We start from the raw sequence: 26,668 nt of genomic DNA, 5'->3' as shown, positions 1-26,668 counted from the left end.
ACATCAGATAGACAATCCGGGGAATCCCCGTTATTACCCATCACCCGCCCAGCTTCACCAGCCGCTTCAGCCCTTCCGTACAGGCCCAGCCGCCCGCCCCCGCCAGAATCGCATTATGACAAAGGTTCAAAGCCAGCTTATACGTCATACTGCCGATAATGATTTCAACCACGACAAACCGTAAAATATCTCTCTTCGTGACCAGATAGACTCTGAATTCCTGATTGCGGGACACCTGCCATCTCCCCCGTCCATTTTCATGTTTCTGTACTTATATGCTTCGGGCGGGTTGTCTGATTCTCTGTGCAGGCACAACAAAGAGCAGTACTTCTCCATTGGCGGGAAAAGCACTGCTCCGCCCAAAGCCGAAATAGTAGAGGCTGCCCAAACAGCCATTTCATGGCTTTGGGACAGCCCCCTGATATCACCGCTTCAGCCTAATTGCCGCTGCTTACTTCGACTCCACCGCATGGCCGCCGAATTCGTTACGCAAGGCGGCGACGACCTTGCCGGTGAAGGTGTCGGTCTCCAGCGACCGGTAGCGCATGAGCAGAGCCATGGCTATGACCGGAGTCGCTGCCTGGAGATCGAAGGCGGTCTCCAGTGTCCAGCGTCCCTCCCCGGAGGAATGCATGACGCCCTTGATGTCTTCCAGCTTGGCATCCTTGGAGAAGGCGCGCTCGATCAGCTCCATGAGCCAGGAGCGTACGACCGAGCCGTTGTTCCAGACGCGGGCCACCTGCTCGAAGTCGAAGTCATATCCGCTTTTCTCCAGCACCTCGAAGCCCTCACCGATCGCAGCCATCATCCCGTATTCAATGCCGTTATGCACCATCTTGAGGAAATGTCCGCTTCCGGATTTGCCGGCGTACAGGTATCCGTTCTCTACCGCAGTGTCACGGAACAGCGGCTCGACCACCGCCCACGCTTCCTCATCGCCTCCAACCATATAGCAGGCCCCATTGCGCGCGCCTTCCATTCCGCCGGAGGTTCCTGCATCCAGGAAGTGAATTCCGTGGGCACCCAGCTCCTCATGACGGCGGATCGACTCTTTATAATGAGAGTTCCCGGCTTCAATAATGATATCTCCCTTGGATAATAGCGGCGTCAGTTCAGCAATTACTGAATCCACAAAAGTATGGGGGACCATGATCCAGAGAACGCGCGGAGAATCAAGCTGGCCCGTAAGCTCCTCCAGGCTTGCTGCCCCGGACGCACCGCGTTCGGCCAGTTCCTGCACCGCAGCAGGATTCACATCATACGCTACCACTTCATGGGCATGCTCCAGCAGGTTCTGGCCCAGATTGAAGCCCATTTTGCCAAGTCCGATTAAACCGACTTTCATTACGAATCCCTCCGAATTGTGTAGTCATATATAAGCTAACTCTGTCCGCTTGCTGTTACCGCCGCCGCTTACGCTCCCGGCCGGATGACTTCCGGCTCTATCCCGGCTGTACGGTGAACGCGTGCAGGCTCTGCATTCTCCGGCTCATCCAGCCACCAGTGGAACTCGCCAAGGAGCTGATCTGCCGCCGCCGGGCCGTTAGATCCGGCAGGATACAGGTGCAGCGGCAGGCTGCCATCTGCTGTTGCTTCGATTATAGGCTGAACCCACTGCCAGGACAACTCTACTTCCTCCCAGTGGGCAAAGAACGTAGCGTCGCCGAGCATAGCATCATAGATCAGATTCTCATAAGCCTCCGGCACATCAGGATTGCCCGGCTCATGCTTAATGCTAACCGGCTCAAGCTTCCCGTGCTGAAGCGGATTCTTGGTATTCAGAGTCAGAGAGATGCCCTCATGCGGGCCAATATCAATCACCAGCAGATTAGGGTCAAGCGGCAGCTTGTTACGGTTCTTGTTATGCACATCATTAAACGGCTCTTTGAATTCTATAACAATCCGCGTGGATTTCTCCTTCATGCGCTTACCTGTACGAATGTAGAACGGCACATCGTTCCACAGCGGATCTTCAATCCATAGGCGTGCTGCAATATACGTCTCATTCTGTGAAGTGGCTGCGATGCCCGGTTCAGCGGTATACGCAGGCACTTGCTGTCCGCGCATCTCCCCCGCTGCATACTGGCCGCGCACTACATGTTGTGATACCTCTTCGGGCAGCAGCGGACGGACGGAACGGATGACATGCCGTTTTTTGCTGCGGACGTCCTCCGGTGTACTGCCCTTCGGAAGCTGCATCGCCATCATCATCAGCAATTGGAGCATATGGTTCTGGAACATGTCACGCAGCGCCCCAGCCTTATCATAGTAACCCGCCCGCTCTTCCACACCCACCGTCTCACTGGCGGTAATCTGGACATTCGCGATATACCGGTTCTGCCACAAGGCCCGCAGCACAGGGTTAGAGTATTTCAGCACCTCCAGGTTCTGTACCATCGGCTTGCCGAGGAAGTGATCAATCCGGAAGATTTCCTCCTCTGCAAAAGCTGCGCTCAAGCTCTCATTCAGCACACGCGCCGACTGCAGATCCCGTCCGAACGGCTTCTCGATGATCAGACGTTTCCAGCCCTTGGTATTCCCGAGTCCGCTGGCATTGATATTACCGGCAATCTCCCCGAAGAATTCGGGACCGACTGACAGGTAGAACATCCGGTTCTGCGGAAGCCCCAGCTCTTCCTCCCGGCGCTGTACATGCCCAAGCAGCTTCACATAATCCTCAGGACGCCCAACATCCAGCACACTATATTCAAAAGCCTGCAGGAAATTCTGCAGCGCCGCTGTATCCTCTACCGAACGGCGCGAGAAGGTGCGCAGGGAGTCCAGCACCTGACGCTGGAACGTCTCATTAGTGAGCTCCCTTCTGCCCAGTCCAATGACTGAGAGAGGACCGGAAAGCTTGCCATCAGTGAACAGGTTGTATAGAGCGGGGAAGATTTTCCGCTTCGCCAAGTCCCCGGTTGCGCCAAAAAGTACAAATGTAGATGATTCCACTTTCATTCCTCCCGTTGTTATTATTTTATTATATAGTTACTTATTAATACTCAGGAACTTTATAACACATCATACGACTATAAAATCAATTCGTCAATCTCAATTCGACATTTACGAAAAACTACCGGTGCATGACAAATAACAGGCCTTCAACGAGAAGGCCTGCCGGGATTTCCGAACTCATGATCAGAACCATGAAGATACCAAATCATTGATCGGCTTGTAGATGAATATAATCAGCAGCAGCGGGCTGGGAACCTGGATTTTGAGCAGCGTGCATATCGTGGCCGCCATTCCGCCGATCCAGAGCAGACCCCACACCACACGATCGCGCTGCTTCTGCCTGCCCTTCAGGGAGGACAGATCCATGGCTGCACAGCCTGCGGCAATCAGAGCAAACATCAACACCAGCAGCATACAGGCTCACTCCTTAATATCTTCATAAAATGAATTATCAATTGTACCGATCCGGTTGATCGTCACACTGGCCTCGTAATGGACAGGCAGGGTCTTAAGATAGCCTTCTCCCTTCCGTTCCTTCAGCCTCTCCCATGCCTTGGGGCTCTTGCGGTAAATGGATTGCCCGAAGCCGAAGATATCCACATTGAACTGCCTGCTGATTCCCTCTACAGCATCTTTCATCCGCTTTACAACCCGTTCCTCTGTCTCCTCTTCCAGTGATATGATTTTGGCCTCCGTATCCAGCTTATCCGCGCCTTCAACCTCCTGCACATTGCATAGTGTTTCGGCGCTCAAATATATATGTGGCTCGCCGTCTATGATTTTCACCTTCCGTTTGGTAACGGAAGTAAGCGCCTCTATAATGATCAGACCTCCGGCTTCGTCTTTGAAGTGTCCCGTATTTTTGGTGACATTATCAGTCACGTAATTGAAGCCAACCGTATAGTCATCATCTATCCAGCCAAGCAACTTGTCCCCTTTGAATACGGCAACACCCTCATAGCGAAGTTTCGTCCTGGGGTCTGTCCGTTCCACGTTGCTTTTCTCGCTGCCTGCCTCGGGATCACCCTCCACCTCCACTCCGGTTAACACCGGACTCTCCCCTTGGAGGAGCAGGTCCTCGATGAATTGATCCAATGTGACCGCGACGGTCTTGGATGAAATCCTGTAGGACTTGTCCAGGGAGCTGAATAATTTAGTGGCCGGCAGCCGGTCCAGCGGGGTCAGCACCTTCAGAACGTTCTCGGCGGTAGTCTTCCGTGCAACCATCACATAGAAGTCCATACGCGGCTCCCGGCTTCTTTTAATCACATCCAGCGTCTCGCCTACCCCTTCCCGTGCCAGCTCTTCTCCGATCACCAGCACACGAATATGGCCCAGATAGGGAGAACGGGAGCTGATCAGATTGAACTTGCGGAGGGATTCATAGACTGTTGGCACTGTGAAATTATAGACAACTACGGGAACCCCGCTCCCCCCTGTTCCTCCTGAATTCTGTGAAGAGATAGAAGAGGGGATGACCACCTGCATCGTTACGTTGTAGCCGTTCTCCGCTTTATCAAGGCCCAGCGCCAGCACAAAAGCCAGTTCATTCAGCTCCTTCCTCTCCCAGCACCCGCTAAGCAATAGCGAAAGCAGCAGCAGGGAAAGGCAAGCAGCGACGGCTCTCTTTATACGGCTTGTCATATCAGGAACCTCCGCGTTTGGATCTGTTCTGGCGATGCAGATTCTGTGTTCTATTCTCTTGCGGTCTTGTTCTCAGGAACGGCCAGGGGAACCTGAAGAACGAATCCTTAAGGTCTGTTGGCCTGAAGGGCCCCAGCGGACTCATATAAGGAACGCCGAAGGAGCGCAGGCTGACGAGATGCAGCACCACTATGAATACTCCGCACAATATTCCGTACAGCCCCATGAACCCGGCCAGTGCAATCAGGAAAAACCGGATTATGCGTGCAGCGATGGACATCCCGGCTTCGGGAATCACAAAGCTCGAGATCGCTGTTATGGATACAATGATAACCATCGCCGAGGAGATGAATCCCGCCGCAACAGCCGCTTGCCCGATGACCAGCGTACCGACGATGGAGACAGCCTGGCCCACGTTTTTAGGAATACGTACGCCTGCTTCCCGCAGAATCTCATAGGTCAATTCCATCATCAGCGCTTCGACAAAAGTCGGAAACGGCACCGTCTCCCGCTGGGCGGCCAGACTGATCACCAGATTGGTCGGGATCATCTCCTGATGATAGGTTGTGATAGCCACATAGAACGCAGGGGCAAACAAGGTGATAAAAAAAGATAGAAACCGGATGAACCGCAGCAGGGTAGAAATATCCGCCCGCTGATAATAATCCTCCGCCGACTGAAAGAAGGAGACAAATACGGTCGGGGCCAGCAGCACAAAAGGGGTTCCATCGACCAGGATTGCCACCTTCCCTTCCAGGATGCCTGCCGCAATGGTATCCGGCCGGTCACTGTTATAAATCGTGGGAAAGGGGGTCGCCACCTTGTCCTGAATAAATTCCTCGATATAGCCGCTCTCCAGAATACTGTCCGTATCGATGCTGTTCAGGCGCCGCTTCACCTCCTGCACCAGCTCTTTATTCGCAATGTGGCTGAGATACATAATCGAGACACTGGTCTGGGTGACGCGGCCGATCTGCATCGTTTCCAGCCACAGCTGACTGTCTTTGATTTTGCGGCGGATTAGCGCGGTGTTGGTCCGCAGATTCTCACTGAACCCCTCCATCGGTCCGCGGACCACAGACTGCGAGCTCGGCTCACTTACACCCCGGTCTTCCCAGCCGGGCAGCCCGATCCGCAGCGCTGATGCCGTCCCCTCCACCATCAGCATCACGTTGCCGGATAACAGGTCGTGTACGAACTTGGCGTAATCCTGAACCACGGTAAGATCACCGGCCATTAGCACACGGCTGGTCAAGATTTCTATTTTCTTATCAGGGTCCTGTTCTTCCAGAAGAGCCGTGGTCCGTCCCTCCTGAAGCGAATACAGAATCGAATTATGCAGCAGCTGATTATCTATCAGGCCATCAATATAAAAAATAGCCAGCTCCGTATGCTCTCCCAGCTTCAGCTGTTTTCTCACCAGGTCAGTGCTCTCGCCCAGCAGCTTGTACAGCTGTTCATTATTGACCTCCAGCCGGCTGGATAACTTCCCCTCCACCGTACTCTTCATCCAGGCCACTTCTCCTTCCCGTGAACCTTCTATTCAGGTTAGTTTGGTAGCATTTCTTGATAATTATTCCTCAAATTCAGACCTGTACTTGATTCACATAATTCTGGAAGGGGATGCCATACTAAGAGGGTTCCGGGTTCATAGGCCCTGGAGGTCACATGTAAAGGGGGGATAGAGATGAGTATTGAAAAAGAGCGGATCAGCACAGCGCAGTTGGTAATCCTCGGTCTTTTCACCTTTATCGGGGATATGGCCCTGGTCTATCCTGCAGCCATGACTTCCGAAGCCCATCAGGATGCCTGGATCGCCGCCCTGATCAGTATACCGCCAGGGATTGCACTAGTCTTCCTGTTTGTTATAGTAGCAAATATCAGTCCGGACCAAAATATTATTGAGATCAGCCGGCAGGTGCTAGGGAAATGGCTAGGCAGCGCGGTAGGCGGGTACTATCTGTTCTTCTTCATCATCGCGGCCTCTACGTATGTCCGGGAAATTGAGGATTTCATGTGTACCCAGATCTACGAGGGAACTCCCGGCGGAGTAATCCGGTTCATGAGCATTGTTCTGCTGGTGTACGGTCTGCGTCTGGGGCTTGAGACGGTCGGCCGGGCAGCGCAGGTGTTCTTTCCGCTGTTTGCCTTATTCCTGGTGGCCCTGATGCTGCTCTTATTTCCGCAGGTCCGGCTGGAGCGTGTCTATCCCATGATGACTACACCCCTGCCGGATATGCTGCATTCGATCATGATCGGTGTATTCTATCCCTTCGGAGAGATCTGCGTATTCTTCATGATCTACCCTTACACCCGCAAGAACAGTAAGATTAACCGTGATATCTTCATCGCGCTCTGCATAGGCTCCGTAGGTCTGAACCTGATTCTGTTTCTCTCGCTGACCGTTCTTGGCGTCTATTTCTCGGAGCATAGTTTCTATGCCGCCTATATCCTGGCCCAAAAAATCAATATCGCCAACTTCTTGCAGCGGCTTGAAGCGCTGATGGCTACCGCCTGGATTATCACGACCTATTTCAAAACAGCACTCTACTTCTATGCCTTTGTGCTCGGAATGGCGCAAATATTCAAGCTGAAAAGCCACCGCCCTCTAATCTTCCCTGTCGCGTTCCTGATCTACGGACTTTCACAGCTCATCTCCAAGGACATCATCTTCTATGTCAAAGAAATCCCCCCTTACTGGGTGGACTGGAATTTAACCTATTCGCTCGCACTTCCACTGCTTATTCTCGTAGTACACAAAGTGAGGCAGCGGCGCGCTGCCTCCTAAGCTAATCCATAGAGTGAAGCTCCTGTTTTATTGTAGCGCCCTGGTGGGGTCAACGTTATAATAGAAACCATTAAATATCTTTATTTTGTCATGACAGGAGCGTAAACCAAGGATGAAACAGCTATTCGAGCCTGTTCTGTTTGCGAACCGGCAGTCGCTGATCTGGGACTACCGCATCTATACCGACGATCATTACAAGGGATATTACCACTGGCATCAGTGCTGTGAGATCATGTTCGTACACGGCGGGCAGGGCAGCATTGTTGTGAATCAGCAGATGTATGATATCCGGCCGGGCATGCTTTTCTTTTTCCAGCCGTATCAGCTGCACCGGATTTCTTCGGACGTCTCACCCGAATGCCCGTTCATACGGACGATCTTCTATCTCGACCCCCTGACAGCAGAGCATCTGCTGCAGGGCTTCGCCAAACGTAAAGCGGTGTTCAATGCGTTATGGCAAGGCAGCAATCCCTATTGCGGCTTCGATCTTGGTGACCGCCTGGAGACTATGGAATGGATCTATGGGAATTACAACCAGTGCCGGAGCAAATCATCCGGGGAACATACCGAGGATATCACGATGCTGCTTCTGCAGTTGTTAAGCTGCCTGGGAACAGGGGAGCAGTCACTGATTCATACCGGAGAACGGCGGAAGCTCCGCTATTCGGAGCAGATCATGAACTGGATTGAAGCGCATTATCAGGAAGAGGTGAATCTGGAGCAGCTTGCGGAGGAGACTCACCTCTCGAAATCCTATGTCTCGCGGATTTTTCATCAGGAAACAGGCGGCCGCCTGGTCGACTATCTTACCGCCCGTCGTCTCAAGCAGGCCTGCCGGCTGCTCGAGACGACGGACCTGACGGTGGAGCGAATCGGCAGCGCTGTCGGATTCCCGAATCCTTCCTACTTCAACCAGCTGTTCAAGCGGGTACTCGGCCTTTCTCCGCTGCAATACCGCAAGGGAACCTGAGAGCCTACTTGCGAGGAATAGGACAATATAACAACATTTCGTGATATCAAATGACAACTTCCAGTTCGCCAGAGGCGTTATACTGAGGCCATAATCTAATTCAAGTGGAGGCATCAGCGATGACTACAGCTTATTGGCAGGAAGTAATGAACCGTCTGGAACCGAAAGTAAACGGCATGATCAAGGCGCTCGGGAAGCGGAGTCCTCATGCTGCGGGAGCAGACGGCAGATTCGATAATCCCGGGACTGACTGGTGGACCTCCGGCTTCTGGCCGGGAATACTCTGGGTTATGTATGATATGACCGGCAAGGATGCTTATAAGGATACTGCCTGGCCCTGGGACGAAACGATTGGACAGTGGTTCGCGAAGCCGACCGAAGAGCTGCATCACGATGTCGGCTTTCAGTTCCTGGCTACTGCGGTGATCAAGCATACGCTTACAGGTGATGCAGAGGGCTTGCGCCGGGGACTTGAAGCGGCTAACTACCTGGCTGCACGTTATAATCCGGCTGGCCGGTTCATCCGCGCCTGGAACGGGGACAAGCACGGCTGGGTGATCATCGACTGCATGATGAACATCTCGCTGCTCTTCTGGGCCAGCCGGATCACCGGCGATCCGCGCTACAGCCATATTGCTACCCGCCATGCGGAGACAGCAATGACCTATGGTGTGCGCGAGGACGGGTCCACCAGGCATATTCTGTCCTTCGATGCAGAGTCCGGCGCTTATATTGAGAACTTCGGCGGACAGGGATATTCCCCTGAATCCTGCTGGAGCCGGGGTTCAGCCTGGGGGCTGTACGGCTTCACGAACACCTACCGTAACACCGGGGACGTGCGCTTCTTGAATACCGCCAAGCGCATCGCCCATTATTTCATCGCGGCTCTCCCGGAGGATCACGTGCCGCACTGGGACTTCCGGCTTGCAGATGACAAGCGCATGTTCAGAGATAGCTCGGCCGCAGCAATCGCCGCCTCTGGCCTGCTGGAACTGGCAGAGCTTGTACCGCCGGGCGAGAAACGCGTGTATGCGGATGCCGCAGAGCGCATACTGCGTTCACTTACAGAGAATTATGCCACCTGGGACCAGCCGGACCATGAAGCCATTCTGCTGCATGGAGCCGCCAGCGGCGATTCGCTCACAGATGTGTCGCTGATCTATGGCGACTACTACTATGTTGAAGCCGTAGCGAAGCTCAACGGCTGGAAGCACCGTATTTTCTAGTCTGGTAATGGCATAACAACAAACAGCGGGCCTCCCTATCATTGGGGATTCGCACATAATACAAACAGCGAACCCCCGCACCCGGGAGGCTCGCTGTTTGTAATTTTAAACGTATGCTTCTTGAAAGCTCACCCTATAATCCTGCGTATCCACATCTGCGCTTCAAAATCCTGCAAAGAATGCAACTTATAATGTTTAACACGTTCCTTCACTTGTGCAACGTTCGATTCTTCCCTTCGCTTATACGGCGTACGAATGCTTACCCACGCTGCTCATCCAGCCACAGAATGGCCGTCACACCGCGCGGATAATATTTGCTGCCGGTGATCTCGCCGGAAATAATCTGGTCACTCCAGCTCCAGATCGAGAGCTGCGGATGCGTAAGCCAAGCCGTATGGGCCTGATCTGCCGCGCGTCCCTGCTCATCCCATTTCAAGCCGAGAATTTCTCTGGCGATGAACTGGGAGAGATAGATTTTGCTCAGCCAGCTGTTATTGCTGGTGGAGGAGATTTTCCAGCCGCCGTCCTCGAACAGGCAGACTCCCTCTACAAGCACAGCCTTCAGATGAGTGTCCAGTGCCTCGAGATATTCGCCGAACCGTCCTCCGCGTTCCAAGGCTTCCTTGCAGCCGGTGAAGTAAGGGAATACCAGACCCTCGATGGCTGGGATAATCTTCGAGTCATTGCCTTCTCCGATTACTGCCGGGATATAGCCGCCTTCGGTAACACTGCCCACGATGGTTGCTGCGCAGAGCTCGGCCTGTCTGCCGGCAGTCTGTGACAGCTCCGTATTGCCGTTATCGCGGAAAATCTTCTCCATCGCCAAATATGCTGCCCAGCACTTACCCGCCAGGTAAATATTGTTGCGCGCCTGGCCCAGGGAGACATCCAGACTGTCATAGGTCGTGATCTCTGCACCGCCCATGGTCCGCGAGCTGTCGAGCGCCATCACGCCATTGCGCTTCGCCGGGTCCGGATGATCCCGGTTGAGCATGCTCTGCAGGCAGCTCTCCAGTACGGTCAGATTGCGCTCCATCCAGCTGCGGTCGCCCGTGTGCTCCACATAGGTTGCTGCAGTGAGAATCCAGTTGACCAATTGCTCGTGGGTCATATGCGAGAAGCAGCCGTCAATGCCGTACAGCTCATAGGAGGAGTACCCCGGACGCGACACGGCGTTGGCTACTCCCATATCATGCGTGAAGCTAAGTCCGCCCGGATACTCGGTGCTATCTCTCGGGAAACGGACAGTGTCCACATAACTGAACCGGTCCACGAACATATCCAGCTCATTGCGTACGGTCCACGGGTTCATCTTCAGCTCGTAGAACAGCTGGTCTACCGTAAGATCGAAGGTGTTCATCATCCGGTATTCGCCTTCGTTGACGACCCAGAACGGCTGGCCTCTGTACTCCAAGAGTTCGGTGGAGCCGTAATAGCTGCGGATGGCGTGAGCAAGCATGAAGGTCTGGTCGTCACTTAAGCCTGTTCCCTCCAGCATCCCGTTCGCCTCTTCGGCCTGCTTCTTCAGCGTGTCGAACCGGGATAACGCATATTCCGCAACAGCTTCAACATTGCTGTAATAACGGTTATAGTAATAGCTCGCATCCATTCCTGAAGTCACATAACCGGAGCGGTGGAAGCAGACCGCGAACTGGTACACCTTGCGTTCGCCGGCTGGCACATCCATAATAAGCGCGCCAACCTGACCCAGCCCGAACGTCCAGTTCTCCTCCAGCTCCGCTGCAAGAATATCCTCCATTGTAAAATGCATTGCCGCCTTAACACTTCCCTGCTTCGCGGCAATCGCCAGGAACCGGCCCTGGCCGACACCCGTCAGCTCCTCCTTGCCTCCATCGAATCTTCTCAGGGCGCTATACGGGTCATTCCCCTGGAAGCCGAAGAAAGCACGACGCGCAGAGCTGCCCGCTGTGTTATCGACTTCAAGCTCTACCAGCACGGCTGGCAACAGCACTTCCTTCATCTCTGCATCCGAAGCCGTCCCCGGGTCCGGAACGGGCCGGACTGGTGACAGAATGCGGAAGGTCAGATCGCCTGCCTGCCAGCTGTCGGTGGTCAGCCGGAAATCGCGCGTAATCTCGTCTTCCCCGAAGTGAAACAGAATCTGCGGCTTATCCGGGCTCGGGTCCGGGTTCTCGATGTCGTAGCGCTTGCTCTCATCGTCGCTGCCCTGCTCGTGGAAGGGCAACGTATCGTAACCGCGGCCATCCTTGCGTGCAAGGCCGATATATATGTTCTGTCTCGGCGGCCTGCCGAGTTCGAGGTCAAAGCCGCCGGACGCTCCTTGAAATCCGAGGGTGAAGCTTGAGAATGATCCTATCGGTGAATGATGGGCATTGAAGAATTTGTTCGTTGGCATACAGTATATACACTCCCTCCAGCTTGTGTCCCGGCCGTGCCGGGCTCTAGCTCTATGTTAGCGCTACCCTCCCCTCAGGCAACAGGCGCAAAGCCGCCAATTATTTGGACAAATCAATCGGACGCAGCGGCCTATGCTATAATAGATCCATCTTTTAACAAAGAAGAGGTTGAACATGAACGTATTAGATCCCGGCACACAGCATTCTATGGATGGACGCATGTCCCCGGATGTTCAAGCTGCCTTTCATCTCTTTGCCGCCCACTGGCGCAAGGTGAACAAGGAATGGCAATATCCGGCACACACTCACCCGATGTTCGAGATCAACATCGTTCTGCAGGGCTCGCAGCACATGGCCGTAGGCGGACAATCCTACATCCAGAAGAGCGGCGACATTCTGTTCATCCGCCCCGGTGTGCTGCATTCCAGTCTGGGCGCAGCCGCAGGGGATGAGATGTCTTATTATTGCCTGCACTTCGACATTGACGATCTGGTTCTGCGCCGCTCCTTGATGACGATGGACACCGTCAGTCTAAGCGGAGACACCCCGGAGCTGAAGGCAATCCGTTCCTCCCTGGATGACATCATCCGCTCGACCATTCTCCCGGAGGCCAGTGATGCACAGCGGGGCCGGCTCGTGATGCTGAACGCATCGCTCCAGTTCTTCGCCGCCCTTACCGGCTGGGTGCTGGCTGCCCTGCCTTCCCCTGCCCGGAGCACCCTGCCGGGAGTGACGGAGAAGACCGTTGCCCTGGCGAATGCCATTGAAGGGCTGCTGCAGGAATCCGTCTTCACGGCAGCGGCAACCGGCAGCAGAGCCGGAAGCATCGAGGAGATCGCAGCCAGGCTCGGCTATAGCCCCAACCACTGCAACCGCGCCTTCCGGCAGATCTATGGCCTCCCGCCAAGGCAGTATCTCTCCGATCTCATTATCCGCCATGCCAAGCTGCTGCTGCTGGATAACAGCCTGTCTGTGGAGAGCATCGCCTACCGGCTGGGCTACCGAGATGTGTCTCATTTCAGCAAGCAGTTCAAGCGCTGGACCGGCCTGCCCCCCATGGGCTACCGCCAGCTTACGGAGGAGCCGGGCAAGGCAGGCGACGGAGCGCCCCTCCCACACTCAGGGGGAGGTACATCTTAGGAGGAGTTACATAATGAAGATATACCATTTCAAACCAGAATCCGGCAAACCCATAGCAGCCTTTAATTCCGATTTCATCATATCCCGGATTATCCAGACTGAGGGGTTAACACATATCGGCTGCGTATATCTTGGACACCAGGGAGTAATCGGCTTTCATCAGGCGAGCTGTCCGCAGCTGCTGCTCATTATGAACGGTGAAGGGGTTGTGCGCGGAGAGGAAGCTGAATTTACAGCTGTGAGTGCAGGTCAAGCCGTCTTTTGGGAGCAAGGGGAATGGCATGAGACCCGTACGGATTCAGGACTGACTGCGATTATTGTTGAAGGTGATTCGCTGAATCCCGCCGCCTACATGACTCTCTAACTGAACATTAAGAGGACTGAGATTCCGCTATATGAGCAAATCAGGTGAAATTCCGGGCTAAGCGGACAGAGAATCCTTTATGCGTCCTAACATGTGTCCTTAGAGGCTCAAAAGTACAAGATAGCGGAATCTCAGTCCGTTTCGGCATTATCAACCTTAATTTTGGAAAAATAAAGGAATCTCAGTCCACTTCAGTTGTAAGCTCACCAAAAGCGCGCATGGAGGGCGTGTAAAGCGCGAAGCACAAAACAGCGCAGCGCCGGATCGCCAAAACAGCCGGGTGAAGCCGGGAACTCCAGCCGGACCCGTGGTACCCTGCAACTGGAATGGACCTGCTATGCAGGTGATTTTTTTGTTAAATGTCTTATATCCTATGTTTAAAAGTTGGTGACCGTATGATCTACCTCATTAAATTCGTATACAGCTTTGTCCTGCCGCCCGGGTTATTCGTCCTGCTGCTGCTGGCAATGGTGGTCTGGCTGTGGAGAAGCAGCCGCCGTCCCGCAATCGTGCTGCTGGCGGTCACGCTGCTGCTCTATCTGTCGATGACCTCTGCCGTCAGCGACACGCTGATCGGAAGCCTGGAGCGGAAGTACCCTCAGCCTGCTTCCGCAGAGGGGGATGTGATCGTAATCCTCGGCGGCGGGGCCACCTCCGGCACCCCGGATCTGGACGGGCAGGGCAATATGTCCGGTCCGGCAGCGAACCGGCTGCTGGCAGCTGCGCGGCTGTACCGCGAGACCGGCCTGCCGATTATTTTCTCCGGGGGACAGGTATTCGCCGACAGCGGCAATGAAGCGGATATCGCCCGGCGGCAGCTCATCGGCCTCGGCATCCCCGCAGAGGACATCCTGCCGGAGAACCGCTCGCTCAATACAGAGCAGAATGCGGTCAACACCGCGAAGCTCATGCAGGAGCATGGCTTCAGCCGTCCCGTTCTGGTGACCTCGGGCTTCCATATGCCGCGCAGCATGGTCCAGTTCGGGCATGCCGGACTTACGCCGCAGGCTTTTCCGGTAGATTTCCAGGCCAGCCGTCCTATGTCACTCTATGTAAGCAAATTCACTCCGTCTGCCGGAGCCGTCTCCACAACCGGGCTGGCGCTGAAGGAGTATCTGGGGTTAATCGCTGCGAAGCTGCTGCCTTGACCCCTGCAGCTGGCTGCACGCTCATCAAAGAAAGCGAGGTACCTTTAACCAATGAACCCGTACGATGAAGAGAAATTAACCGGCGGAAATGTAAATGAGATCATCCGCAAGGCAGACACCGTCCGCCGTCCCACAGGGAGCTGGAGCACAAGTATTCATGCACTTCTACAGCATTTGGAGCAGCAGAATTTCGCAGGAGCACCCAGATTCCTAGGCGTAGATGAAGCAGGGCGCGAGATTCTGTCCTTTCTTCCCGGCGAGGTTCCGGGCAACGCTTATCCTGAGCTGGAGCCGTACATGTGGTCTGAAGAGACCCTTACGGGCCTGGCACGCCTGTTACGCAGCTATCATGATGCAACAGAGGGCTTTGTACCGAATAGTATACATACGGAGTGGCAGCTTCCCTATGCCGATCCTGCCGCACATGAAGTGATCTGCCATAATGACGCGGCGCTGTACAACGTGGTGTTTCAGCATGGTGCGCCTGTGGCGCTGATTGATTTCGATATGTCTGGTCCAGGCCCGCGCCTATGGGACATTGCCTATAGCCTCTACACCTCAGTTCCGCTCGCCGGTTTTGCTCCTGACTATCTGACAGGCTCCACGGTACCTTACCAGGCAGACCTGCATGCAGCAGACCGGCAGCGGCGGATCCAGCTGTTTTTTGAAGCCTATGGACTCCCTGTCCCGGAAGATCTGCACGACTGGTTGACCCGGCGGCTCACGGCTATGTGCGATACGCTGAAGAAGGAGGCCGGGGCGGGCAATCCTGCTTTTGTCACAATGGTGGAAGAAGGCCACCTGGCCCACTACGAGCGCGAGCTGCAATTCATAGCGGAGCATTTCAGCGAATGGACTACTGCTTGAAGCAAAAGCCGGAACCCTACACACATAGGAGTTCCGGCTTTATTCGTTACATTTACTCTTTAATCAACTCTGCAAAAACTGCAGACACCTCTTCAGCCAGCAGCTTCGGCTCAAGCTCCATCTGAACGCCGATCCGGCCTGCGCTGACCGCGATTGTCTCAAGCTCCGCCGCACTGCTGTGAATGAACGTAGGGTAAAGCTTCTTCATCCCGACAGGGGAACAGCCCCCGCGGACATATCCCGTGTACTTCAGCAGGTCCTTCAGCGGCAGCAGCTCAATCTTCTTCACTCCGGCGGCTCTGGCGGCTCTCTTCAGATCCAGCTCCTCAACAACCGGGATCACATAGACATACGGCTGCGGTCCGCTGTGTGCGACCAGTGTCTTGAATACTACCTCAGGAGGCAGGCCAATCTTCTCAGCAACCGCTGTTCCGTGAATCAGCCCGTCCTCATTGTCGTAGCTATGAATGGTGTAGCTTATCTTCCTTGCATCCAGTATGCGCATGGCATTCGTTTTGTTCATCTGCCGCTCCCCCTAATCCCGGGGATAATTGATTTGCATAATGTCCATGAACGGCACTTTGATAATCTCTTCGTTATTTCTGACATGCACCCTGCCGGTACGCGAATCCATCTCTACAATCACCCCGCGCACCTCTTCTTCCTTCCCCCAGACTGTCAGCAGAATCTCGGAATCCTCCTGCTTCGCCTCTACCAGCTGGTTGCCCAGCTCCTCAAGCACGAATTCGTCGCGGGTGGGACGTTTTGCCACTTTTGCCTTCGCCACACTTTGCCTCCAGTAAGCCATTACAGAATATAGGATAATGCCCGGTGTAAATGCTCGTGTCTATTATACCATGAGAGGAAGCCTGATTTTACACAAATCACGATTATTATTCATGATTCAATAGCGCTGCCCCCGCGATGCCGGGATGGGTCATTTCATACGGGTCCAGAATCAGGTTCAGCTCTTCCTCGCTAAGCACATTGTACTTCAGACACAAGGCCCGCACCGATTCTCCGGTCAGAATAGCTTCCCTGGCAATCCTCGAGACGACCTCATACCCCAGATGCGGGTTCACGGCGGTAATGATACCGACGCTTCTCTCCACCTCACGCGCAAGCTTCTCCTTGTTGGCTTCAATCCCTGCCAGACAATAGTCGGTGAACACCCGAAAGGAATTGTTCATGATGCTGATCGACTGAATCAGATTGAACACCATCACCGGCTCCATAACGTTCAGCTCCAGTTGACCGGCCTGAGCGGCGAGGCAGATCGTGTGATCATTGCCAATCACCTGAAAAGCCACCTGGTTAATCACCTCGGCCATCACCGGATTCACCTTACCGGGCATGATGGACGATCCCGGCTGGCGGGCCGGCAGCGTAATTTCATTGAAGCCGGAACGCGGGCCCGAGGCCATCAGGCGCAGATCGTTGGCGATTTTGGACATATTCATCATGCAGACCTTCAGCGAGGCCGAGACTTCGGTATAGGCATCCGTATTCTGCGTAGCATCCACCAAATGCTCGGCGCTGACCAGCGGCAGCCCGCTGATCTCAGCCAGCAGCTCAACGACCCGCGTAATATACCGGGGATCGGCGTTCAGTCCGGTACCCACGGCGGTAGCTCCCATGTTCACCTCATAGAGATGGCCACGCGTATGCTCGATCCGCTGAATATCACGCTCCAGCACCCGGCTGTACGCCTCGAATTCCTGTCCCAGACGGATTGGCACCGCATCCTGCAGGTGGGTCCGCCCCATTTTAATGACGGAATCGAATTCAGCAGCCTTCTGCAAAAATACACCGTGCATCGTCCGCATCGTGATCAGCAGCTGCTCCAGCAGCGATAGCGTGGCAATATGAATTGCCGTCGGAAAAGCATCGTTCGTCGATTGCGCCATATTCACATGAGTGTTCGGACTGAGCTGCAGGTAATCCCCCTTGGCCTTGCCCAGCAGCTCCAGCGCACGGTTCGCAATCACTTCATTGGCATTCATATTCAGCGAGGTGCCTGCGCCGCCCTGAATCGGATCAACGATGAACTGCTCATCCCAGTTCCCCGCGATCACTTCGTCTGCTGCTTGGACAATCACCGCACCCAGGCCCTTATAGAGGCGGCCGATTTCCATGTTGGCGAGCGCAGCGGATTTTTTGACAATCCCCATCGCCTTGATTAATTCATGATGCACACGGTAGCCTGTAATCGGGAAATTCTCCACCGCCCGGAGGGTCTGTATCCCGTAATAGGCCTGATGCTCCACCTGCTTGCTGCCCAAAAAATCCTTCTCCAGCCGATATTCCGTCTCTGTCATCCTGCTCTCCCCCATGTCTTCAGTAGTAGATCCTCTGCTGCAAATTAGTCAACTTATTCTTTCCTTGCAGCGCCAAAGATATTACCTTCATTGCTGCGCCATGCTTAAGGCCTATGCGGGTAGCGCAAAGAACCCGGCAGCCATTGCTGACCCCCGGGCTCTATGTCATTGTAGCTTAAAATTTAAGATAGTTCCAATCCGAAAAAATCTTCATATCCCCAGGCAGCGAAGCATCCCGTTTAGACCTTATAATGTTCAAATGATACCGGTTTCCCGTTAATCAACGCCTGTATTCCCGTATGCTTATTGTCTATCCTGAGCTGTAGGCGCTCATTCCCGCTCCAAGCCGTATACGCTGCCGAGAGGATCTCTCCTTCCGTAAATTCCGGTGCCCGCTGTATAGCGGCTGCGGTAAATTCCTCAAGACAGTGTATCCCCAGCTCCGCCGCCTGATCTGTGCTTAGCGCTTCAACCACGACGGCTCCGGGCATGTTCTTGGACGTTACCTCCAGATAGGATGGCCGCTCCAGCAGTTCATATTCCTGTGATACATAGACGGCAAAATACACATTGCCCGCATAGCCAAGCAGTGCCTTGGGCTGCCTGATCCATTCGCCTAACGGGAGCACCCCGACGATGGCTGTATCCTTTCCTTCGGGCACCGGGAACAGCGACAGGATCGTGTTCTGATGATACAGCACCTCCATATAAGGACTCTGGTGCCGGGGATCTCCTGGCTGATAGCCTTGACCCGGATGGAAAAAATAAAGCCGGTTCACGCCCGCCGCCGCCGGAACCGGGAGCGAGAAGGCCCAGCGCAGCTGCTCATTGTCGAATTCCTCCACCCGCTCCCACATCCCGCCTGCCGCGTAATCCTTCGTCAGATAGGCGTAGGAATGCAGCGCCGGCTGGCGCTCCGGGGAACCGGCAACCACCTTCTCGGTCTTCTTGCAGACCTCTACCGGTATCTGGCGGTTCAGGGCAGCGGAACGCGCCTCCTCCGGCGCTTCATAATAGAGGAACCCTGCATATTCGGTGCGCGGCATCTCCTCCGGCAGCGCGAAATCGCCGAACTGGACATAATCATGCAGCAGATTGCCGTCTGCCGGAACATCATGCGGCCAGCCCCGGGAATGGGCGCCTGCCCAGGCGCCTTTAAGGTACCACAGGCTCCGTTCGCTCCAGAGGTAGTCCAGCATTTCCCCAAGTGTAGACTTCAGGCTGCTGTCCTCTTCCAGCTCCCAGGCGCAGGTGAACGCCTGAATCCAGTGCCAGAACCACGGCAGGCTGCCATATTCCGGCATTCCCTTCGCCCGGATATGTGCCAGCGTCAGCTCCAGACTGTGCCGCCCGTCCTCCCTCAGCAGATCATCCTCGAACAGCCTGCCGAAGATCAGCTTCGCGGCCGTATATTTGGCTTCATGATGGCCGAAGGTCGCTACCTGCTTACGGAAGAAAGCGCTGCGGTAGATATGGCCGATAGCCGTATGGAACGCCACCCGCAGTCCCGCGCTGAACCGGTCGCAATATTGCCGGTTGAACCAGACCATCAGGCTGCCCATAATCTCAACCGGCAGCTCATGCGGTGCAGCCTCTCCCGGAGTGGGATGCAGCCCCAGCGGCCAATGTCCATACAGGGGGGTCCCCGGCATCCGGTTCTGAAGCCTAACGGTTTCTAATAGTACAGACTCGGCTTTCCGCTTGGCATCCTCCTTGCCAAACGGCAGCTCCAGGGTGTCATCCACCGCAGCGGCAAACAGATAAGACGCATAATAGAAGTTGTTCCGCACATCATCATGGAACCAGAGTCCGCTGTACAGCAGCGGGCGGCGCTCCGCCTCCACCGCGATAGCGGATATAATCTGCCGCTGGCGTATTTTAGAAGTCGTCTGTTGCTGAGGCATATCTGCCATCTCGTTCACCCTCCGTAGGTATGAATTCCATATTTTCAATCCTGAATAATTCCCCTGTACTCCAGCTCTATTGTGCACGCTTTCAGTTCAGATGGCAATCTTATTCCCGAACAAATAAACTAAAATAAACGTACTAAAAAAGATTATGCTTGATATATGAACTTAAATGGATTAAGTTGTACCTATACGAACGAAAATATATTTTCTAAGGAGACTGAATATTCGATGGAAAGACGTTTTGCATCACATCCGAATGAAGTGAAGCAGTTTGACACTGAGCGCCTGCGTAAGGAGTTCCATATCCCGGTTATCTTTGCACCAGACGAGCTGAAGCTTGTCCTGACCCATGAAGACCGCATGATCGTTGGAGGAGCGAATCCGGTGAACGGAGAGGTAACTCTGACTACGGACCTCAAGGAGCTTGGCGTAACTTACTTCCTGGAACGCCGCGAGCTGGGAATCATCAATGTCGGCGGCCCGGGTTCGGTTGTTGTGGACGATACTGAATATGAGGTTGATTTCAAGGAATGCCTGTATGTGGGCCAAGGCTCGAAGGATGTTATTTTCAAGAGTGCGGACAGCGCTAAGCCGGCAAAATTCTATCTGAATTCCGCTCCGGCACACCAGTCTTACCCGACTACGAAGACTACGCTGGCTGAATCCGAATCCGGAGCCATGGGCGGTCTGGAGAATTCCAACGAACGGACGATTCACCGCTTCATCCACACGAACGGCGTGCAGAGCGCACAGCTTGTAATGGGGATGACTCAGCTGAAGCCGGGCAGCATGTGGAACACCATGCCATCCCACACGCATCCGCGCCGGATGGAAGCCTACTTCTATTTCGATCTGCCGGATGATTCCATCGTCTTCCACCTGATGGGCGAGCCGACCGAGACCCGCCACATCGTAATGCACAATGAACAGGCTGTCATCTCGCCAAGCTGGTCCATTCACAGCGGTGTCGGTACACATAACTATACCTTCATCTGGAGCATGGCCGGAGACAACAAGCGGTATGATGATATGGACCCCGTAGGGATGAAAGAATTACAATAGTAGCAAATCAACTACGGAAAGATGAGGCAGGCGGATGAACCCGATACGGCGGCACGAGATGATTATGGAAGTTATGCTGAACCAGAAGGATGTAACCGTGAATGAATTGAGCGACAAGCTCCAGGTCACCGGCAAAACGATCCGCGAGGACTTAAGCAAGCTGGAGGAGCAGGGACTGATTATGCGCGTCCACGGCGGTGCCGTGCTGGCACAGAGCGATCAGTTCGGCATTCTGCCCTTGCGCAATCCGCTGGATAAATACGCCGAGGAGAAGACGGAGATTGCCCGGCGTGCCCTGGCGCATATCGCTCCGGATGACATCATTGCCCTGGACGGCGGAAGCACAACGCTTGAGATTGCCCGGCGGCTTACGAATATGCCTCTTACGGTCATTACCAATGATGTCTACATCATCAGTGAGCTGGTCCAGAGAGATAACATCCGTCTGGTCGTACCCGGCGGCTACCGTGTCCGCAATATGCTGGCCGGTCCCGAAGCCGTGTCCTATGTACAGAAGCTTAATATTCAAAAAGCCTTTCTCTCGGCCACAGCCGTTCATATTGAACACGGCCTGTCCATCTATACCGGCGATCTTATAGATTTCAAACAGGCGTTAGTCTCCACGGCCCGCCAGGTGTTCGCCGCTTGCGATCATCACAAGTTCGGACAGACCGCGCTGCGCACCTTCGCCTCCCTGCGGGAGGTCGATGTGCTGCTGACAGACAGCGGGCTTGCCCCGGAGACCGCAGAGCTGTTCCACAAGGCCGGCGTCAACATTGAATGCGGCTAATTTCACAATTCAAATCGCTCAAAGGAGAGAATAATCATATGTCATCTTTATTCAGCTTGGCAGGTAAGACAGCAATCGTAACAGGCGCAGCGCAAGGTCTTGGACAAGGCATTGCCATCGCCTTCGCAGAAGCCGGTGCAGACGTAGTCTCCGTATCTCTTAATTCCAGTGACGAGACCGTAGCAGCCTGTGAAGCTTTTGGCGTCAAAGCACTGAGTATCGCCACAGACCTCAGCGACCATTCCAAGCTTCAAGGCATGTTCGACGAAGCCGTTGCCTTCACCGGCAAAGTGGATATCCTCGTCAACTGTGCAGGCATGATCCGCCGTACTCCGGCCAAGGACCACAGTGAGAAAGACTGGTTCGATGTCATTAACCTCAATCAGAACACTGTCTTCCTGCTGTCGCAGATTGCCGGACGTCACTTCTTGGAACGGGGGAGCGGTAAAATCATCAACATCGCCTCCATGCTCTCCTACCAGGGCGGCATCAACGTGCCGGGCTACACCGCAAGCAAGCATGCCGTAGCCGGTCTGACCAAAGCCTTCGCCAATGAATGGGCAGGCTCGGGCCTTAACATCAACGCGATTGCTCCGGGCTACATGGCTACCGAGAACACCGCTCCGATCCGTGCGGACCAGAGCCGCTCCGACTCCATCCTTGAGCGTATTCCAGCCGGACGCTGGGGAACTGCCGATGATGTGAAGGGCCCTGCCGTATTCCTGGCCTCCGCAGCATCCGACTACCTGAACGGCCACATTCTGAATGTGGATGGCGGCTGGTTGGCTAGATAAGTACAGCCTAGTATACGGCCATTACAAGATTTAATAGAGAAAGACCCCCGGGGCTTCGATTGAAGCTCCGGGGGTCTTTTGCCACTTATAAGGATCAGGCTGTGTTACCAGCGTCACTAATGTTCCTCCTCAATTGTTATACATATAGAACAGGAATCCGGCCAGAGCGAAGCCGAAGCCACAGCCTTCATGGCGCCCCCGTTCATCCATCATGTGCTCTAGGGCTCTATCCTCTAATTTACTGGATATTATTGTATTTCCTTATTTATGGTAAGATGTTTATAACTTATCGTCAACCCCTGCGCGGTATCGTGCACGGGATCAATTAGCATTTTGTGAAGGAGCAACTATTATGGTTCAGGAAATACTTACTACGTTTGATGAACAAGGGAACCGGACGGGGACGGCTCCCCGCGACGAGGTTCACCGCCAAGGACTCTGGCATGAGACCTTCCACTGCTGGTTTGTCCGCAAAGCTGACAGCGGGCTGAGGATCTGCCTCCAGCTGCGCAGTGAGCAGAAGCGAGATTATGCCGGGCTCCTCGACATCACCGCTGCCGGACATCTGCTGGCTGACGAGACCGTTATGGACGGTATCCGCGAGGTACAGGAGGAACTGGGACTTTCAATTGCTTTTGACGAGTTGCAGCCGCTGGGGGTCATCCCCTACCAGATGGATTCCGCCGGATTCATGGACCGTGAACGGGCGCATGTATTTGTCTACGAGAACCGCTATGCACTAAGTGAATTCACCCCGCAGCTGGAAGAAGTGGCTGGAATCGTAGAGGCCCGCTTCGCTGACTTCCGCAGCTTCATCTCGGGAGCAGACAGCAAGCTTCATGTGCAGGGCTTCCAGGTCACCGGGAACAGTGAACGAACGGACATCGACGAGCTGGTGGACTTCACGCACTTTGTCCCGCATGAGCGTGAATACTTCAGGCAGGTGATTGAGGGGATTGAGCGGTTGTACGGTCCAGCCACAACCTAAAGCATACTCAAAAGGCAGAACCCGTCGATGGGGTTCTGCCTTCTTTTGTAACTCACTCTATCTGTGCTGATACTTGTAACTATATTACGCGATTTAGCTGCTTCACTTATGCTTTGGCCGCTGCACGCTTCAGAATTGCCAGTCCATTCACTGCCAGCTTCAGCTCGGCCGGAGCCGCTGCGCCGGATTCTACATCAGTATAGGCTTGTCCGTCCAGCGTCACTACTTGCTCGGAGCCGCTGAAATTCTGCACGAATACATACTCATGCTCACCATCGGAACGCAGCTGGGCAGTTACACCGGTCGGAAGCTCAGTGTTCAGTGTGCGGCTGATCCGCTCTTTTCCGGTAATTGCGGCGTACAGATCCACATAGAACTGCGCGTCCTTCACACGTGTTGCCAGATGATAAGCCTTACCCGCTCCCAGCTTATTCACAGTGAGTGCAGGTCGGCCAGCATAGAAGTCGCTGCGGTAATGACCCAGCGCCTCCGCGCCTTCGAGATGAATCAGCTCGGCGATCTCATGCGCATCGTATTCCCCGCTCAGCTTCAAGCTGTTGCCAGGGTCCAGCACCAGACCATTCAGGTCGCGGCTATGCAGCCCTTCTGTCTCTTCGGCCCAAATGCCCAGTGTTCTGCGCAGCGGTCCAGGGAAGCCGCCCAGGTGACACAGATCGGTCTCGCCGACCACTCCCGACCAATAGGTGGCAAGGAAGGTGCCGCCTTGCTCTACGTACTTCTCAATCCGCTTCCCGTTCTCTTCGCTGATCAGGTACAGCATAGGAGCAATCACCAGCTTGTAGCCGGACAGGTCATCGCCTGAGCCTACCACATCCACCGGAATTCCCAGCTCCCACAGTCCCCGGTAATGCTGAAGCACCGTCTCTTCATATTTCAGGCCGGAATTGCGGATACCTTGGGCATCCTTCACCGCCCAGCGGTTATCCCAGTCGAACAAAATGGCTGTCTCAGCAGGAGTTGTTGTACCTACAACATCCTCCAGTCCTGCCAGGGTACGGCCTACCTCAGCTACATCCCTGAAGACACGGGTCTCCGTGTGTCCGCTATGGTCGATCACAGCGCCGTGGAATTTCTCGCTGGAGCCGCGGCTTTTACGCCACTGGAAGTACTGTACAGAATCTGAACCATGCGCTACTGCCTGGAGTGAGGACAGCTTGTGCATTCCCGGACGCTTCAGCTTGCTGACAATCTGCCAGTTCGTGAGGGAAGGCGTGCTTTCCATGAGCAGGAAAGGCTTCTTTTTGAAGCTGCGGTACATATCATGGTGCATCGCTGTCCAAGCGGCCAGACGGGCGTCATCATCGTCCTCGGTATATCCCCAGTCCGGGTAAGCATCCCATGATACCACATCAAGAATCTTCGCCATGTTACGGTAGTCTACGCCGTCAATCATATGCATGTTGGTGGTCACCGGCAGGTCAGGGTTAAAGCCCCGCACCGCGTCAATCTCATGCTGGCAGAAGTTGATCGTCTGATCGCTTACGAACCGGCGCCAGTCCAGGTTAAGCCCGTGAACCTGAGTCTCACCATGCGGAGCAGGGGACTCGATCTGTTCCCAGGAAGTATACGTATGGCTCCAGAAGGTAGCCCACCAAGCGTGGTTCACCTCATCCAGATCATTATTGTACTTCTCCTTGAGCCAGTCTCTGAAGGCATCCTGACAGTAATTACAGTGACATTCGCCGCCGAATTCATTAGAGATATGCCAGCCGATCACTGCCGGGTGATGCGCATAACGCTCAGCAAGCTTGGAGTTGATCAGCGCTGTTTTTTCACGGTAGACCGGAGAAGTGAAGCAGTGATTATGACGGACGCCATGCAGATTGCGCACCCGGTTCCGTTCCACCCGCAGCACTTCAGGATACTTCTCGGACATCCATGCCGGACGCGCACCGCTCGGAGTAGCCAGGAACGCATAAATACCATTCTCCGCAAAACGGTCCAGCAGCTGGTCCATCCACTCAAAGTTAAATACCCCTTCTTCGCGCTCCAGGGAGATCCAGGAGAAAATCCCGACAGACATGACATTACAGCCTGCCAGCTTCATCATACGGATATCTTCTTCCAGCACCCCCGGATATTTCAGCCATTGCTCGGGATTATAGTCGGCGCCGTGAAGCATTACAGGAGCCTTGCTGCTGATTGCAGGAACTTTGCTGCTCATATTATTTCATCCTCTCGTTTAGGTGTGATGGTAGATGTCAGGATGGGACTTTTCACTGATACAATTTCTTCTGCGGCTCTGTCCCTCTTGCTTATAACGATTTACACTATTTATAATAAAGGATAATCCGTGATCAATGGTAGGATAATTATAGCGTTTGCATAGCACAAAATGAATATGAGGTGTTCGTATGCTCCCCTTCTCTCTGATTGAAATGCCGCGTGACCTGAATGCTTTCCCTCTCTATCCGTACTCTGTCGGCCGTCATATCCAGTATCACCATGTGCGTCCTGCCGGATTCCCGGTGCATCAGATTTTCCTGATCCGCAGCGGCAGCGGGCGGTTCCGTGACCTGGAGGACGGCACCGAAACGGTGCTGCAGCCTGGGATGGCCTATGCATTTCCGCCTGACCGCGGGCATGAATATTATCCGTTATCCCACGAGCCGTGGCATGTCGGCTTCATCGGGTTCCACGGCAGCCAGTCTGCCTCCGTTCTGGAGGGTCTCAGCCTGCTGCCGCCAGCCCCGTTCCGCCTCGAACGGTTCGAGGAGTGCTGGGAGATGCTGGGCGGGATCTGGCACACGGTGAATGGGAACAGCTCGGCGCGTCAGGAGGAACAGTCGATGCAGGACTTGTCGGTGACGCTGTACCGGCTGCTGCTGATGCTGCGCAGAAGTGAAGTCTCCACAGGTGCAGCGACCCGGCTGGAGAACGAAAACGTCCGCAACGAGGCACTGAACAAAGCAGTCAGCCTGATCAACGAGCATTTCACCGAGCCGCTGCTGATCACCAATCTGGCGGCGGCTGTCGGTTATTCCGTCCAGCATTTCCAGCGTCTGTTCCTGCAGGAATACGGGGTCACTCCGCATAAGTATCTACAGAACCTGCGGCTGCAGCGCGCCATGCAGATGCTGACCGAGGACCCTGAACGTCCCGTGCAGGATATCGCCCTCAACCTTGGCATGGAGACCAATTACTTCATCCGGGTCTTCCGCAAGGCCCATGGAGTGACTCCAGGGGTTATGCGCAACCAGTTGCATCCGGGCAAGGATCATACCTGATCTGCGCAGGGCTAAAAAATAGCTGCGGCACACTTCCGGAGAAGTGCTGCCGCAGCTATTCACGCTAGCCGTATTCCT

At 54.5% G+C, this 26,668-nt stretch carries 24 protein-coding genes; 12 read left to right on the top strand and 12 right to left on the bottom strand.

Annotated elements, in window-relative coordinates; all coding sequences use genetic code 11:
• Positions 1-40 precede the first annotated feature (40 nt).
• From MKY64_RS08725 to MKY64_RS08700, 6 genes are all read right to left on the bottom strand, one after another.
• The gene (locus MKY64_RS08725) at positions 41-235 is read right to left on the bottom strand and encodes a hypothetical protein (RefSeq protein ID WP_036724838.1); all 195 of its coding nucleotides are present in this window, start codon (positions 233-235) and stop codon (positions 41-43) included.
• 216 nt (positions 236-451) lie between these two features.
• On the bottom strand, positions 452-1,345 hold the full coding sequence (gene gnd, locus MKY64_RS08720; RefSeq protein ID WP_036724835.1) for a phosphogluconate dehydrogenase (NAD(+)-dependent, decarboxylating): 894 nt from the start codon (positions 1,343-1,345) through the stop codon (positions 452-454).
• Between the two features lie 68 nt (positions 1,346-1,413).
• Positions 1,414-2,952 (bottom strand): glucose-6-phosphate dehydrogenase, encoded by a 1,539-nt coding sequence (gene zwf / locus MKY64_RS08715; protein ID WP_051477972.1) that lies wholly within the window; start codon positions 2,950-2,952, stop codon positions 1,414-1,416.
• Between the two features lie 186 nt (positions 2,953-3,138).
• The gene (locus MKY64_RS08710; protein WP_235191856.1) at positions 3,139-3,369 is read right to left on the bottom strand and encodes a hypothetical protein; all 231 of its coding nucleotides are present in this window, start codon (positions 3,367-3,369) and stop codon (positions 3,139-3,141) included.
• Positions 3,370-3,375: 6 nt separating this feature from the next.
• A complete protein-coding gene (locus MKY64_RS08705) occupies positions 3,376-4,599 on the bottom strand; it encodes a Ger(x)C family spore germination protein (RefSeq protein ID WP_339248989.1) in 1,224 nt (407 codons plus the stop codon).
• 1 nt (position 4,600) lies between these two features.
• Positions 4,601-6,109, bottom strand: a complete 1,509-nt coding sequence (locus MKY64_RS08700; protein ID WP_340952238.1) for a spore germination protein — start codon at positions 6,107-6,109, stop codon at positions 4,601-4,603.
• 177 nt (positions 6,110-6,286) lie between these two features.
• Between MKY64_RS08700 and MKY64_RS08695 the strand changes: the two genes are divergently transcribed.
• The 3 genes from MKY64_RS08695 (at position 6,287) to MKY64_RS08685 (ending at position 9,583) form a co-directional block, all read left to right on the top strand.
• Positions 6,287-7,387 (top strand): GerAB/ArcD/ProY family transporter, encoded by a 1,101-nt coding sequence (locus MKY64_RS08695; protein ID WP_340952236.1) that lies wholly within the window; start codon positions 6,287-6,289, stop codon positions 7,385-7,387.
• Between the two features lie 112 nt (positions 7,388-7,499).
• Positions 7,500-8,357, top strand: a complete 858-nt coding sequence (locus tag MKY64_RS08690; protein ID WP_340952233.1) for an AraC family transcriptional regulator — start codon at positions 7,500-7,502, stop codon at positions 8,355-8,357.
• A 119-nt stretch (positions 8,358-8,476) separates the two neighbouring features.
• Entirely contained in the window at positions 8,477-9,583 is a 1,107-nt protein-coding gene (locus MKY64_RS08685) for a glycoside hydrolase family 88 protein (protein ID WP_036724826.1), read from the top strand.
• 259 nt (positions 9,584-9,842) lie between these two features.
• Here the strand turns inward: MKY64_RS08685 and MKY64_RS08680 are convergent, their stop codons facing one another.
• Complete coding sequence (locus MKY64_RS08680) at positions 9,843-11,960, bottom strand: glycoside hydrolase family 52 protein (RefSeq protein ID WP_339248993.1); 2,118 nt, start codon at positions 11,958-11,960, stop codon at positions 9,843-9,845.
• Positions 11,961-12,135: 175 nt separating this feature from the next.
• Here MKY64_RS08680 and MKY64_RS08675 point away from each other — a divergent pair, with 175 nt between their 5' ends.
• The 4 genes from MKY64_RS08675 to MKY64_RS08660 all read left to right on the top strand — a co-directional run bounded on the left by MKY64_RS08675 (position 12,136) and on the right by MKY64_RS08660 (position 15,480).
• Positions 12,136-13,101 (top strand): helix-turn-helix domain-containing protein, encoded by a 966-nt coding sequence (locus MKY64_RS08675; RefSeq protein WP_051477971.1) that lies wholly within the window; start codon positions 12,136-12,138, stop codon positions 13,099-13,101.
• A gap of 13 nt (positions 13,102-13,114) precedes the next feature.
• Positions 13,115-13,465: a cupin gene (locus MKY64_RS08670; protein WP_036724822.1), complete on the top strand. Its 351-nt coding sequence runs from the start codon at positions 13,115-13,117 to the stop codon at positions 13,463-13,465.
• A 395-nt stretch (positions 13,466-13,860) separates the two neighbouring features.
• Positions 13,861-14,613 carry a YdcF family protein gene (locus MKY64_RS08665; protein ID WP_339314894.1) on the top strand — a complete coding sequence of 251 codons (753 nt, stop codon included), beginning with the start codon at positions 13,861-13,863 and terminating at the stop codon, positions 14,611-14,613.
• A gap of 51 nt (positions 14,614-14,664) precedes the next feature.
• Complete coding sequence (locus MKY64_RS08660) at positions 14,665-15,480, top strand: aminoglycoside phosphotransferase family protein (protein WP_340952224.1); 816 nt, start codon at positions 14,665-14,667, stop codon at positions 15,478-15,480.
• A gap of 52 nt (positions 15,481-15,532) precedes the next feature.
• Here MKY64_RS08660 and ybaK read toward each other — a convergent pair whose 3' ends face one another.
• From ybaK to MKY64_RS08640, 4 genes are all read right to left on the bottom strand, one after another.
• Positions 15,533-16,003 (bottom strand): Cys-tRNA(Pro) deacylase, encoded by a 471-nt coding sequence (ybaK, locus tag MKY64_RS08655; protein WP_340952223.1) that lies wholly within the window; start codon positions 16,001-16,003, stop codon positions 15,533-15,535.
• 12 nt (positions 16,004-16,015) lie between these two features.
• Positions 16,016-16,288 carry a YolD-like family protein gene (locus tag MKY64_RS08650; protein WP_268748447.1) on the bottom strand — a complete coding sequence of 91 codons (273 nt, stop codon included), beginning with the start codon at positions 16,286-16,288 and terminating at the stop codon, positions 16,016-16,018.
• An 85-nt stretch (positions 16,289-16,373) separates the two neighbouring features.
• The gene (gene aspA / locus MKY64_RS08645) at positions 16,374-17,798 is read right to left on the bottom strand and encodes an aspartate ammonia-lyase (protein ID WP_036724812.1); all 1,425 of its coding nucleotides are present in this window, start codon (positions 17,796-17,798) and stop codon (positions 16,374-16,376) included.
• 239 nt (positions 17,799-18,037) lie between these two features.
• Positions 18,038-19,711 (bottom strand): hypothetical protein, encoded by a 1,674-nt coding sequence (locus MKY64_RS08640; protein ID WP_051477970.1) that lies wholly within the window; start codon positions 19,709-19,711, stop codon positions 18,038-18,040.
• Between the two features lie 225 nt (positions 19,712-19,936).
• Here MKY64_RS08640 and kduI point away from each other — a divergent pair, with 225 nt between their 5' ends.
• The 4 genes from kduI to MKY64_RS08620 all read left to right on the top strand — a co-directional run bounded on the left by kduI (position 19,937) and on the right by MKY64_RS08620 (position 23,342).
• Entirely contained in the window at positions 19,937-20,770 is an 834-nt protein-coding gene (gene kduI / locus MKY64_RS08635; RefSeq protein WP_340952221.1) for a 5-dehydro-4-deoxy-D-glucuronate isomerase, read from the top strand.
• 34 nt (positions 20,771-20,804) lie between these two features.
• Entirely contained in the window at positions 20,805-21,560 is a 756-nt protein-coding gene (locus MKY64_RS08630) for a DeoR/GlpR family DNA-binding transcription regulator (protein ID WP_340952219.1), read from the top strand.
• Positions 21,561-21,598: 38 nt separating this feature from the next.
• A complete protein-coding gene (gene kduD, locus MKY64_RS08625) occupies positions 21,599-22,354 on the top strand; it encodes a 2-dehydro-3-deoxy-D-gluconate 5-dehydrogenase KduD (RefSeq protein WP_036724808.1) in 756 nt (251 codons plus the stop codon).
• Between the two features lie 352 nt (positions 22,355-22,706).
• On the top strand, positions 22,707-23,342 hold the full coding sequence (locus MKY64_RS08620; protein ID WP_340952217.1) for an NUDIX hydrolase: 636 nt from the start codon (positions 22,707-22,709) through the stop codon (positions 23,340-23,342).
• 106 nt (positions 23,343-23,448) lie between these two features.
• On the opposite strand, the gene MKY64_RS08615 is transcribed toward MKY64_RS08620, so the two are convergent.
• Complete coding sequence (locus MKY64_RS08615) at positions 23,449-25,527, bottom strand: beta-galactosidase (protein WP_340952216.1); 2,079 nt, start codon at positions 25,525-25,527, stop codon at positions 23,449-23,451.
• 190 nt (positions 25,528-25,717) lie between these two features.
• Between MKY64_RS08615 and MKY64_RS08610 the strand changes: the two genes are divergently transcribed.
• Entirely contained in the window at positions 25,718-26,590 is an 873-nt protein-coding gene (locus MKY64_RS08610; RefSeq protein ID WP_340952215.1) for an AraC family transcriptional regulator, read from the top strand.
• Positions 26,591-26,668: the final 78 nt, after the last annotated feature.

The organism is Paenibacillus sp. FSL R7-0210, from assembly GCF_038009085.1.
Lineage (GTDB): Bacteria > Bacillota > Bacilli > Paenibacillales > Paenibacillaceae > Paenibacillus_AQ > Paenibacillus_AQ silagei.
The sequence above is the reverse complement of the archived record's forward strand: the minus strand, read 5'-3'. Positions and strand labels throughout refer to the sequence as shown.

What these genes read in the sequence shown, in the direction of transcription:
- gnd (WP_036724835.1), bottom strand. Translation starts at nt 1,345, where the DNA reads ATGAAAGTCGGTTTAATCGGACTTGGCAAAATGGGCTTCAATCTGGGC.
- MKY64_RS08710 (WP_235191856.1), bottom strand. Translation starts at nt 3,369, where the DNA reads ATGCTGCTGGTGTTGATGTTTGCTCTGATTGCCGCAGGCTGTGCAGCC.
- MKY64_RS08705 (WP_339248989.1), bottom strand. Translation starts at nt 4,599, where the DNA reads ATGACAAGCCGTATAAAGAGAGCCGTCGCTGCTTGCCTTTCCCTGCTG.
- MKY64_RS08700 (WP_340952238.1), bottom strand. Translation starts at nt 6,109, where the DNA reads ATGAAGAGTACGGTGGAGGGGAAGTTATCCAGCCGGCTGGAGGTCAAT.
- MKY64_RS08695 (WP_340952236.1), top strand. Translation starts at nt 6,287, where the DNA reads ATGAGTATTGAAAAAGAGCGGATCAGCACAGCGCAGTTGGTAATCCTC.
- MKY64_RS08690 (WP_340952233.1), top strand. Translation starts at nt 7,500, where the DNA reads ATGAAACAGCTATTCGAGCCTGTTCTGTTTGCGAACCGGCAGTCGCTG.
- MKY64_RS08685 (WP_036724826.1), top strand. Translation starts at nt 8,477, where the DNA reads ATGACTACAGCTTATTGGCAGGAAGTAATGAACCGTCTGGAACCGAAA.
- MKY64_RS08680 (WP_339248993.1), bottom strand. Translation starts at nt 11,960, where the DNA reads ATGCCAACGAACAAATTCTTCAATGCCCATCATTCACCGATAGGATCA.
- MKY64_RS08675 (WP_051477971.1), top strand. Translation starts at nt 12,136, where the DNA reads ATGAACGTATTAGATCCCGGCACACAGCATTCTATGGATGGACGCATG.
- MKY64_RS08670 (WP_036724822.1), top strand. Translation starts at nt 13,115, where the DNA reads ATGAAGATATACCATTTCAAACCAGAATCCGGCAAACCCATAGCAGCC.
- MKY64_RS08665 (WP_339314894.1), top strand. Translation starts at nt 13,861, where the DNA reads ATGATCTACCTCATTAAATTCGTATACAGCTTTGTCCTGCCGCCCGGG.
- MKY64_RS08660 (WP_340952224.1), top strand. Translation starts at nt 14,665, where the DNA reads ATGAACCCGTACGATGAAGAGAAATTAACCGGCGGAAATGTAAATGAG.
- ybaK (WP_340952223.1), bottom strand. Translation starts at nt 16,003, where the DNA reads ATGAACAAAACGAATGCCATGCGCATACTGGATGCAAGGAAGATAAGC.
- MKY64_RS08650 (WP_268748447.1), bottom strand. Translation starts at nt 16,288, where the DNA reads ATGGCTTACTGGAGGCAAAGTGTGGCGAAGGCAAAAGTGGCAAAACGT.
- aspA (WP_036724812.1), bottom strand. Translation starts at nt 17,798, where the DNA reads ATGACAGAGACGGAATATCGGCTGGAGAAGGATTTTTTGGGCAGCAAG.
- MKY64_RS08640 (WP_051477970.1), bottom strand. Translation starts at nt 19,711, where the DNA reads ATGGCAGATATGCCTCAGCAACAGACGACTTCTAAAATACGCCAGCGG.
- kduI (WP_340952221.1), top strand. Translation starts at nt 19,937, where the DNA reads ATGGAAAGACGTTTTGCATCACATCCGAATGAAGTGAAGCAGTTTGAC.
- MKY64_RS08630 (WP_340952219.1), top strand. Translation starts at nt 20,805, where the DNA reads ATGAACCCGATACGGCGGCACGAGATGATTATGGAAGTTATGCTGAAC.
- kduD (WP_036724808.1), top strand. Translation starts at nt 21,599, where the DNA reads ATGTCATCTTTATTCAGCTTGGCAGGTAAGACAGCAATCGTAACAGGC.
- MKY64_RS08620 (WP_340952217.1), top strand. Translation starts at nt 22,707, where the DNA reads ATGGTTCAGGAAATACTTACTACGTTTGATGAACAAGGGAACCGGACG.
- MKY64_RS08615 (WP_340952216.1), bottom strand. Translation starts at nt 25,527, where the DNA reads ATGAGCAGCAAAGTTCCTGCAATCAGCAGCAAGGCTCCTGTAATGCTT.
- MKY64_RS08610 (WP_340952215.1), top strand. Translation starts at nt 25,718, where the DNA reads ATGCTCCCCTTCTCTCTGATTGAAATGCCGCGTGACCTGAATGCTTTC.